Origin of the sequence: Streptomyces aurantiacus (genome assembly GCF_001418335.1) — a bacterium.
In the GTDB taxonomy this organism is placed as follows: domain Bacteria; phylum Actinomycetota; class Actinomycetes; order Streptomycetales; family Streptomycetaceae; genus Streptomyces; species Streptomyces aurantiacus.
Window position 1 is genome coordinate 1 of sequence record NZ_LIPP01000060.1, and the last position, 9919, is coordinate 9919.

General features: G+C 70.4%; 11 protein-coding genes. 4 read left to right on the forward strand and 7 right to left on the reverse strand.

Annotated elements, in window-relative coordinates; all coding sequences use genetic code 11:
* Positions 1-52 precede the first annotated feature (52 nt).
* Complete coding sequence (locus AOK01_RS09330; protein ID WP_055510417.1) at positions 53-1051, reverse strand: inorganic phosphate transporter; 999 nt, start codon at positions 1049-1051, stop codon at positions 53-55.
* A gap of 7 nt (positions 1052-1058) precedes the next feature.
* The gene (locus AOK01_RS09335) at positions 1059-1679 is read right to left on the reverse strand and encodes a DUF47 domain-containing protein (protein WP_055510419.1); all 621 of its coding nucleotides are present in this window, start codon (positions 1677-1679) and stop codon (positions 1059-1061) included.
* Between the two features lie 240 nt (positions 1680-1919).
* Between AOK01_RS09335 and AOK01_RS09340 the strand changes: the two genes are divergently transcribed.
* Complete coding sequence (locus AOK01_RS09340) at positions 1920-2321, forward strand: metal-sensitive transcriptional regulator (protein WP_055510422.1); 402 nt, start codon at positions 1920-1922, stop codon at positions 2319-2321.
* Between the two features lie 175 nt (positions 2322-2496).
* Here the strand turns inward: AOK01_RS09340 and AOK01_RS09345 are convergent, their stop codons facing one another.
* From AOK01_RS09345 to AOK01_RS09365, 5 genes are all read right to left on the reverse strand, one after another.
* Positions 2497-2691 carry a hypothetical protein gene (locus AOK01_RS09345; RefSeq protein ID WP_190851240.1) on the reverse strand — a complete coding sequence of 65 codons (195 nt, stop codon included), beginning with the start codon at positions 2689-2691 and terminating at the stop codon, positions 2497-2499.
* 169 nt (positions 2692-2860) lie between these two features.
* Positions 2861-3700, reverse strand: coding sequence for an SCO4651 family lipoprotein (locus tag AOK01_RS09350; protein ID WP_055510424.1), 840 nt, complete (start codon positions 3698-3700; stop codon positions 2861-2863).
* 418 nt (positions 3701-4118) lie between these two features.
* Positions 4119-4538 carry an NUDIX hydrolase gene (locus AOK01_RS09355; RefSeq protein WP_055510426.1) on the reverse strand — a complete coding sequence of 140 codons (420 nt, stop codon included), beginning with the start codon at positions 4536-4538 and terminating at the stop codon, positions 4119-4121.
* A 59-nt stretch (positions 4539-4597) separates the two neighbouring features.
* Positions 4598-5656 carry a CHAD domain-containing protein gene (locus AOK01_RS09360; RefSeq protein ID WP_055510428.1) on the reverse strand — a complete coding sequence of 353 codons (1059 nt, stop codon included), beginning with the start codon at positions 5654-5656 and terminating at the stop codon, positions 4598-4600.
* Entirely contained in the window at positions 5637-7868 is a 2232-nt protein-coding gene (locus tag AOK01_RS09365; protein WP_055510431.1) for an RNA degradosome polyphosphate kinase, read from the reverse strand. The genes AOK01_RS09360 and AOK01_RS09365 overlap by 20 nt, the downstream gene beginning before the upstream one ends.
* 341 nt (positions 7869-8209) lie before the next feature.
* Here AOK01_RS09365 and AOK01_RS09370 point away from each other — a divergent pair, with 341 nt between their 5' ends.
* The 3 genes from AOK01_RS09370 to AOK01_RS09380 are packed head-to-tail and all read left to right on the forward strand — an operon-like array spanning position 8210 to position 9848.
* Positions 8210-8752 carry an RNA polymerase sigma factor gene (locus AOK01_RS09370; protein WP_055510433.1) on the forward strand — a complete coding sequence of 181 codons (543 nt, stop codon included), beginning with the start codon at positions 8210-8212 and terminating at the stop codon, positions 8750-8752.
* Positions 8749-9666 carry a hypothetical protein gene (locus tag AOK01_RS09375; protein ID WP_055510435.1) on the forward strand — a complete coding sequence of 306 codons (918 nt, stop codon included), beginning with the start codon at positions 8749-8751 and terminating at the stop codon, positions 9664-9666. The genes AOK01_RS09370 and AOK01_RS09375 overlap by 4 nt, the downstream gene beginning before the upstream one ends.
* The gene (locus AOK01_RS09380; RefSeq protein ID WP_055510437.1) at positions 9666-9848 is read left to right on the forward strand and encodes a hypothetical protein; all 183 of its coding nucleotides are present in this window, start codon (positions 9666-9668) and stop codon (positions 9846-9848) included. Before AOK01_RS09375 ends, AOK01_RS09380 begins: the two co-directional genes overlap by 1 nt.
* Positions 9849-9919 lie beyond the last annotated feature (71 nt).

A 9919-nucleotide genomic window follows, 5' to 3' on the forward strand; every position in this document is an offset into this window, starting at 1 on the left:
GCCCCCGAGTACGTGACGGGAAGGGTAGGGGCGGCGGGGGCGAAAAAGGCCCCTACAAGAACGCCACGTTCACGATGCCGAAGCTCGCCGCGGCGACGAGCGCCGCCGCCGGCATGGTGATGAACCAGCCGAGGATGATGTTCTTCGCGATACCCCAGCGGACCGCTTTCACCCGCTTCGTGGCCCCGACTCCCATGATCGCGGACGTGATCACATGCGTCGTCGAGATCGGCGCGTGGAAGATGAACGCCGTCGTGAACATGAGTGACGCACCGGTCGTCTCCGCGGCGAACCCCTGCGGGGGATCCAGCTCGATGATCTTCCGCCCGAGCGTACGCATGATGCGCCAGCCACCGGCGTACGTACCCAGCGACAGCATCACCGCGCACGCGATCTTGACCCAGACCGGAATCGGGTCGCCCGCGTCCTCGACGTCCGAGATGACCAGGGCCATCACCACGATGCCCATCGTCTTCTGGGCGTCCTGGAGGCCGTGGCCGAGCGCCATGCCGGCCGCCGACACGGTCTGCGCGATACGGAAACCGCGCTTCGCCTTGTGCGGGTTGGAGTGGCGGAAGAGCCACATGATCGCGCACATCACCAGATAGCCGATGATCAGGCCGACGACGGGGGAGATGAACATCGGGATGACGACCTTCTCCAGGACGCCGGACCAGATGACATCGATGCCGCCCGCGAGCGCGGCCCCGACCATGCCGCCGAACAGCGCGTGGGAGGAGGAGGACGGGAGACCGAAGTACCAGGTGACGAGGTTCCACACGATGGCGCCCACCAGCGCGGCGAACAGGATCCACATGCCCCTGTTGCCGTGCGGTGTCTCGATCAGGCCCTCGCTGACGGTCTTGGCGACCCCGCTGCCCATGAAGGCGCCGGCGAGGTTCATGACCGCGGCCATCGCGAGTGCCGCACGCGGCGTCAGCGCACGCGTCGACACGGAGGTGGCGATGGCGTTGGCCGAGTCGTGGAAGCCGTTGGTATAGGTGAATCCGAGCGCGACACCGATGGTCACGATCAAGGCGAAGGTGTCCATGGAAGGGTCAGGACTCCTTGACCGCGATGGTCTCCACCGTGTTGGCCACGTGCTCGAACGCGTCGGCGGCCTCTTCGAGGACGTCCACGATCTGCTTGAGCTTCAGCACCTCGATGGCCTCGTACTTGCCGTTGAAGAGCATGGCAAGGAGCTTGCGGTGGATCTGGTCGGCCTGGTTCTCCAGGCGGTTGACCTCGATCCAGTACTCGGTGAGGTTGTCCATCGTGCGCAGGTTCGGCATCGCCTCGGCGGTGAGCTCCGCCGCCCGTGCCAGCACCTCGACCTGCTGTTCGACGCCCTTGGGCAGTTCCTCCACGTTGTAGAGGACGACCAGGTCGACGGCCTCCTCCATGAAGTCCATGATGTCGTCGAGGGAGGACGCGAGGTTGTAGATGTCCTCGCGGTCGAACGGCGTGATGAACGAGGAGTTCAGCTGGTGGAAGATCGCGTGCGTGGCGTCGTCACCCGCGTGTTCGGCGGCCCGCATACGCTCTGCGATCTCGGCTCGGCCGGACGAGTCCGCCCCGAGCAGTTCCATGAGGAGTTTCGAGCCCGTGACGATGTTGTCCGCGGATGCGGCGAACATGTCGTAGAAACTCGTCTCCCTGGGGGTCAGACGAAATCGCACGTGGGGTCCTCGGATTGCTTCGGTGTCGGTCAGGCTGATGCTAGGCGCATCATTCAGCCACGGCTAACCGGCCGCCCCTCAGTGTCGCCCATCGGGCACAGCGATCAGCATGGGGTCCCATGAGGGCATCGGCCAAGGGCCCTATACCCAGCAAAGTTCGTTACCATATACCCCGTAGGGGTACCAGTCAGGTATCAGTCACAAGTATCAGTCACAGGTATCAGTCAGCAGGAGGACGCGATGACGACCACCGAGGCCGGCGCCACGGCGCCCTCCGGGGAGGCCGCGGAGACCGGTGCGGCCGAGACCGGTGCCGCCGAGACCGGTACCGCGGAGATCGTGACCGACCACGACCGCGGGATCCACGGCTACCACAAGCAGAAGGCCGAGCACCTCAAGCGGCTGCGGCGGATCGAGGGCCAGGTCCGTGGTCTGCAGCGGATGGTCGACGAGGACGTCTACTGCATCGACATACTCACCCAGGTCTCCGCGTCCACGAAGGCTCTGCAGTCCTTCGCGCTCCAGCTTCTGGAGGAGCATCTTCGGCACTGTGTCGCTGACGCGGCGGTGAAGGGGGGCGCGGAGATTGATGCCAAGGTGGAGGAGGCGACTAAGGCGATTGCGCGGTTGTTGCGTACGTGACCCCATCCGGGGGGCGGGGCTGTGAGGCCTGGGGGTCGTCCGCGGGTGCGTTGTGGCTGGTCGCGCAGTTCCCCGCGCCCCTAAAGGCAAAAGACTGCGCCGTTCCCCGCGCCCCTAAAAGACGAAAGACTGCGCCGTTCCCCGCGCCCCTGAGCAAGCCGCGCCCCTGCACGTGTCAGCCGTGGGCGGGCTTGCCGTGTTCCTCTTGGAAGCGTTCTTCGGCCATCCTGAGGACCTCGTCGATGCGGTCGGGGCTGAGTCGTTCCTCACGGGCTGTCGAGGCGGCGATGATCAGGTCGCCGCACAGCTCGATCTCGGCGAGGGCCACGTGGTCCTGAACTGCCGTACCGCGCGCCGGAGCCACGTGCATCACCTCTTCCTGCCGTCACCGACTTCCTAGAGTAGGGAGCGGTCCACGGACAGCGCATGGCACCAACGGACCATTTCCGGCCCCGTGCATTCAGGCCTCTCACCGTCCCGCCCACGGCAGCCGCCGCCCGGCCACTCCGCCGTTCCTTCGCCGTTCCTCCGCCGTTCCGTCACTCGGCGATCCGCCCGGCGAAGATGTCCTTCGCCTTCGGCAGGTGTACGTCGACAGCGGTTCCGAACTTGTACAGCAGCGTCGTGGAGGAGACGGCGACCGTGTTCTTCTGCTGCCCGTTCACGAAGCTGAACCGGTGGCGGACCTTGCGGATACGCCCCTGGTCGTCAAGGTAGACGTCGAAGGGAACCGTCGCCGTGGCGAAGCCCCGCGCCGCCGCGCGCAGCGCCGCCCGGTTGCCCGCCGAGGCCTCGCGCGCGGCCACCGTCAGGTCGGCCTTGCCCCGGTAGTGCCGTACGGCCGCGCCCGCGACCGACGTCCGCCCCATGTACGCCGCCTTGCGCGCGCCCCGCAGCAGTTCGGCGGCGGCGAACGGGTCGGTCGCGCCGCCCGTGACCAGGTTCCCGTCGGAGAGCGTGGCCGTGTCGACGCGCACCCACTTGTCGGCGGGCACGCCCGCACCGCGGTTCTTCATGTAGAGCGCGCCCGGTGCCAGGAGCTCGGTGATCGGGCGGTGGCCGTCGGCGCCGGCCGGGTCCTGCGGGAGCAGCACCTTCAGCCGGCCCACCTGGTCGGCGAAGTCGTAGACGCCCTCGCCGCGGATGGTCACGCGGGTGCCGCCGGTGGCCATCTCCATCGACGTCCGGGCCTTGGCCGTGCCGGCGCGGGTCAGGTTCCGGGCGGCTTCGTGGAGCACCTCGACCGGGTCCTCGGCGGTCCGGGCGTCGTCGGAGGCGGCCCCGCTGCCCGAGCATCCGGCGGCGCAGAGCAACAGCCCCGTCGCCGCGACGGCCAGGGCGACCGCCCCGTCCCTGCGTTTTCGCTGCCGCTCCACCATCGCCTGCTACCCCCAGCCGGGCCGTCCTTGGGCGGGCCTCCTGTCGTTCCGCTTAACGACGGGTGGGTGGTGTTGTCACGCCGTCGCGGGGCATGGGGAGGGGTTTGCCGAGTATCGGTACCGTGGTGCGTGTGGCTCAGCAGGAAGAGATCGCTCCCCTGGAACACCGGACGACGATGGTCGAGCAGGGTCGTTTCTGCCTGGCCCGCTGCACCTGCGGCTGGAGAGGCCCGGCCCGCCGAGCCCGCAGCAGCGCCCGCACAGACGCGGAGACTCATGTGACAGAGGGAGACCCTGGCTCATAGCTATTAGGGGCGCGGGGAACGGCGCAGTCTTTTGTCTTTTAGGGGCGCGGGGAACTGCGCGACCAGCCCCCACCCACCCGCACCCATACACGTACCGCCAGCCGCACGCAGTGCTAAGCGTGCTGCCGCCGCAGAACCGCCAGCAACTCGTCCACCAGCTCCCGGTCCCGAGCCTGCGTCAGCCGTACCCGCGCGGCCGGCGGAGCCAGCCACACGATCCGGTCCACCTCGTGGTTGGGCACGAAGAAACCCCCCGTCGCCTCGGCGGCCCAGTAACTCACCTGCTTGGGGCGGTCGTTGGCCATGTAGTGGTTGGTCGTCAGGCGGGGCCCCGGCGCACAGCGGTGCCCGGTCTCCTCCTCGACCTCACGGACCGCCCCGGCGAGCGGCTCCTCGCCGCGCTTCAGCTTGCCCTTCGGGTGCGACCAGTCGTCGTACTTCGGCCGGTGGACCAGGCAGATCACCGGTTCGCCGTCGACCGGCGAGCGGCGCCACAGGACGCAGCCCGCCGCGAGCACGGGGTCCGTGTTCATTGCGTGCACCGGGGCTCCCCTCACGCGTAGCGGTCTTCGTCAGTAGCGGTCTTCGTGCGTCACGGAGTGCCGACCGTCTCCCTCAGCCAGGCCCGCTGAAACGTGAACCTGGCCGCTTCCACCTCGTGGCGCTGGTCGGCGTGGAGCACCCCGAGCGCGTACGCCGTCGCCGGGGCGATCCGTGGCGTGCGGGCCGCCGAGGCGGCCGCGGCCGCGGCCTCCGCCGCGTCGCGGTGCCGGTCCAGGGCCTGGCCCGCGTGCAACAGGCGTACGTCCACGAGGACTTCGTCGCCGAACACGACCTCGCACGCGTAGCGGTGCAGGCGCAGCAGGAGGCGTACCTGGTGCCAGGGGGCGTCCTGGGGCTGCGGGACCGTGTCGGCGGAGAGGCCGTGGACCAGGGCCTCCGAGTTGTAGGGGTGGCCGGCGGTGATCAGGGGCAGCGCGGTGACGGCGTCGCCGAGGCGTTCCTCCGCGGCGGCGGCGAGGGGCCGCAGTTCCGTGGTGGCCGCCGCAGCGGTCAGCGGGACCTCGCTGGCCAGTACGGCGACGCTGTCGGCGACGGCGTGGAAGCGGGAGGAGCCCAGGGCCTGGAGCGCGGCCGAGTGGGCGCGGGTCCGGGTGAGGGTCAGCCGGCGTTCGAGGAGGGCGCCCGCCTTGGCCGCGCCGACGGTCAGCCGGCCCTTCTCCGTCCGTTCCTCGGTCGTCCGTTCCCCGGTGGACCGTTCCCCGGTGGTCGCCTGTGCCTGCGCCGGGAAGGCCGCCGAGCCCGACAGGCGGTGCAGCGCCGCGAGCAGTCGTTCGAGCCGGGCCCCGTACGCGTGCTCGCGGGCCAACGTCCCCGAGAGCCAGGCCAGTTCGGGGCGCATGCCCTCGGACCAGCCCTCGTCGAGCATGGGCCGGAACGTGTGGAGGGTGCCGCTGATGCGGCGCGCCGAGCGGCGCAGGGCGCGCGCCGCGGTCACGGCCTCCTTCGAGCTGTTGACCGCCGCCGCGCCGCCGGACTCGCGGTGCTGGCGCAGCGCGCGGAGGAACTCCGTGGCCTGGGCCCGCAGGTACGCCGCGAGGGCGTCCCCGGCCACGGGTGAGGCCGTCGGTTCAAGGTGTTGCTGTGCCACGCCGGCGCCTCCGGGCGTCTATGAGCATCTCCTGGACGTTGCGCAGGGGCTGGCCGTCGGCGTCGGTCGCGTGCCGGGTCCACTCGCCGTCGGGGCCGAGGTGCCAGGAGGAAGTGGTGTCGGACATGCCGGTCTCGAACAGCTTGGTGATGGCCGACCGGTGGGCGGGGTCGGTGATCCTCACCAGGGCTTCGATACGGCGGTCGAGGTTGCGGTGCATCATGTCGGCGCTGCCTATCCACACCTCCGGTTCGCCTCCGTTGCCGAAGCCGAAGACCCGGGAGTGTTCGAGGAAGCGGCCGAGGACGGACCGTACGCGGATGTTCTCGGACAGGCCCGGGACTCCCGGTCGTACCGCGCAGATCCCGCGCACCCATACGTCGACCGGCACGCCTGCCTCGGAGGCGCGGTAGAGCGAGTCGATGAGCGCCTCGTCCACCATCGAGTTGACCTTGATGCGGACATGGGCGGGGCGTCCGGCACGGTGGTGCTGGACCTCCTTGTTGACGCGCGCTATCAGGCCGTCGCGCAGGGACTTGGGTGCGACGAGCAGGCGGCGGTACGTCTCGCGGCGGGAGTAGCCGGAGAGCCGGTTGAAGAGGTCGGAGAGGTCCGCGCCCACTTGCGGGTCGGCGGTCAGGAGCCCCAGGTCCTCGTAGAGCCGGGCGGTCTTCGGGTGGTAGTTGCCGGTACCGACGTGGCTGTAGCGGCGGAGGGTCTCGCCCTCCTGGCGTACGACGAGGGACAGCTTGCAGTGGGTCTTGAGGCCGACGAGGCCGTAGACGACGTGGCAGCCCGCCTCCTCCAGCTTCTTGGCCCACTTGATGTTGGCCTGTTCGTCGAAGCGGGCCTTGATCTCGACCAGGACCAGTACCTGCTTGCCGGCTTCGGCGGCCTCGATGAGCGCGTCGACGATCGGGGAGTCGCCGGAGGTCCGGTACAGGGTCTGCTTGATGGCGAGGACGTCCGGGTCCTCGGCCGCCTGCTCCAGGAAGGCCTGGACGGAGGTGGAGAAGCTGTCGTACGGGTGGTGCAGGAGGACGTCCCGCTCCCGGAGGGCGGCGAATATGTCCGGCGCGGACGCCGACTCGACCTCCGCGAGGTCGCGGTGGGTGCCCGCGATGAACTTCGGGAACTTCAGCTCGGGCCGGTCCAGGGCGCCGATGCCGAAGAGGCCGGTCAGGTCCAGAGGGCCCGGCAGCGGGTACACCTCGGCCTCGGAGATCTTCAGCTCCCGTACCAGCAGGTCGAGTACGTACCGGTCGATGGACTCCTCGACCTCCAGGCGCACCGGCGGTCCGAAGCGGCGCCGCATCAGCTCCTTCTCCAGGGCCTGGAGGAGGTTCTCGGCGTCGTCCTCCTCGACCTCCAGGTCCTCGTTGCGGGTGACGCGGAACGCGTGGTGCTCCAGGACCTCCATGCCGGGGAAGAGCTCCTCCAGGTGGGCCGCGATGACGTCCTCGATGGGGACGTAGCGGTCCGGGGAGGCCTCCAGGAAGCGGGAGAGCAGCGGCGGGACCTTGACGCGCGCGAAGTGGCGGTGGCCGGAGACCGGGTTCCGCACGACGACCGCGAGGTTCAGGGACAGGCCCGAGATGTACGGGAAGGGGTGCGCCGGGTCGACCGCGAGGGGGGTCAGGACCGGGAAGATCTGGTGGCGGAAGAGCGTGAAGAGGCGGGCCTGCTCCTTCTCGGTCAGCTCGCTCCAGCGGACGAGGTGGAGGCCCTCCTCGGCGAGCTGGGGTGCCACGTCCTCCTGGTAGCAGGCGGCGTGCCGGGCCATGAGCTCCCGCGAGCGGGCCCAGATCATCTCCAGCACCTCGCGGGGCTGGAGGCCCGAGGCCGAGCGGGTCGCCACGCCGGTGGCGATGCGCCGCTTCAGGCCGGCCACCCGGACCATGAAGAACTCGTCCAGGTTGCTGGCGAAGATCGCCAGGAATTTCGCCCGTTCGAGGAGGGGCGTGTCCGGGTCCTCGGCGAGTTCGAGGACCCGTTCGTTGAACGCGAGCCAGCTGCGCTCCCGGTCGAGGAAACGGCCCTGCGGCAGCTGGACGCCGTCCTGCACCGTGTCCTCGTACGCGTCGAGGTCGGCGTCGAGGTCGGGCTCCAGGTCGGAGACGTTCCCCGCCACGGTGTGCGGGCGGTGCGCGGCGATGGAACCGACGGACGGCTGGGGGTGCTGGACACGCGCCTGGGCATTGGGCTGGCTCATGAACCCATTCTTCCGTGCCGGGCCGGAAACAGGCGCGTCGGAGCGAGCGGGCGGGAGCGCCGCGAGGAGGTGCGGGCTCCTTTTTCCCTTCTTACGGGAGGGCTCGCGCTCCGGCGGAGGCGAGGGCTCGGGCGGGACGGGGTTCATTGCCCGAGGGTCGCAAGCCTGTCTGAATCACTGGTTACGGAGACATGACGTGCGGGATATCGGGGAGCGGCTCCCGGGCGTCGGCAGGCGCGGGCGGCACCGGTTACCGGCCGGTTGCGGAGCGGCCCGCGGGTGCTGCCAAAGTTTTTCCGGGCGCCGTGAACCGATCCGTGGGGCTCGTGCGATGAAGGGGCGTGAGGGAAACGAGAAGCGACGGGGATCTGCTGCGGGCCATCGCGGCGGACAGTGACCGGCGCGCCTTCGAAGAGCTGTACCGGCGGTACGCGCCCTGGCTCGGGGCGCGGCTGCGGGGGCGCTGTTCCGACGCGGGGACCGTCGACGACGTCGTACAGGAGACGTTTCTCGCGGTGTGGCGGGGCAGTGCCCGCTACCGCGAGGAGGGCGACGTGGCCGGCTGGCTGTGGCGGATCGGCTCCCGGCGGCTGATCGACGCCCTGCGGGGCGACGGCGCCCGGGGCCGGATGCGGCAGGCGCTCGCGCGGCTGCGGCACCGCGACGAGGCGTCCGCGGAGGAACGCGTGCTCGCGGGGGTGGAGCACGGGGACCTCGCGGGGGCCCTGGTCCGGCTGTCGCCGGAGCTGCGGTCGGTCCTCCAGGCCACGGTCATCGACGGGCTGACCACCCGGGAGGCGGCCGTCCTGCTCGGCATCCCGCCGGGGACGGTCAAGACACGGGCCCTGCGGGCCCGCAAGCAGCTGCGGGAGGAGTTGGCATGAGCGACACGAGCGGCATGGACGATACGAACGAGGCCCGCGACACGAGCAGCCTGACCTGGCACGTCACCGACGACGACCTCCGCGCGTACGTACGGGGCGAGCTGGCGGCGCCCATGCTCTGGTCGGCCGACACCCACCTCATGGCCTGCGAGCGGTGCCGGACGGTACTCGCCGAGGTGAGCGACCCGGTCGCGCTGGACGAGGGGTGGGAGCGGCTCGACGCCGAGCTGGACGCGCCGCGCGCGGGCTTCCTGGAGTCGGTGCTCGTACGGCTCGGGGTGGCCGACCACACGGCGCGGCTGCTCGCGGCCACCCCCGTGCTGCGGCTGTCCTGGCTGGGCGCGGTCGTCGCCGTACTGGCCATGACGGTGGTGGCGACCGGCTCCATGCGGACGTCCGGGACACCGACGCTGTTCCTCGCCCTGGCCCCGCTGCTGCCCCTCGCCGGGGTCGCGCTGTCGTACGGGCCGGTCCTCGACCCCACGTACGAGATGGCCGTGGTGTCGCCGATGCACGGGTTCCGGCTGCTGCTGATCCGCACCGTTCCCGTGCTGGCCACCGCGCTCGTCCTGAACGGCCTGGCGACGTTCGCGCTCCCCTCGTACGGGCTGCGTGCGCTGGCCTGGCTGCTGCCCGCGCTCGCGCTCACCGCGACCGGGCTGGCGCTGACACCCCGGCTGGGTCCTGTCCTCGCGCCCGGCCTGGTGGGCGGGGTGTGGGTCGCCGTGCTGGTGGTCGCGGGGCAGACGACCGAGGGGACCGGGACCCTCGCGCCGTACACGGTGCCCGGGCAGGGCGTGGCGGCCGTGGTCGCCGTGCTCGCCGCCGGGTTCTTCTATCTCCGCCGGGATCGCTTCGACTCGGCATCCGCGCACACACCGTTCGCGGACTTCCAGAACGGGGGCATGGTCTGATGTCGACCTTCCTGCGCAGGTCGCTCAAGCTCGTCGGAGCCGCGCTGCTGATGACCGGTGTGGTCCTCCTCGGGGTGCTGCGCTTCGCCGTCGAGGTCTGCACGGCTCTCGCGGCTTCCTCGGGCAAGCGCGGTTCGTCCCCGTGGAACTCGTCGTCCTCCTCGGACAGCGGCGACTGCTGAGGGCTAGGGCCCTTCTGATGGATCTCCGCGGCGTCGCGACGCCCGGCACGCTCCCCCAAGCTCTTCGAGCA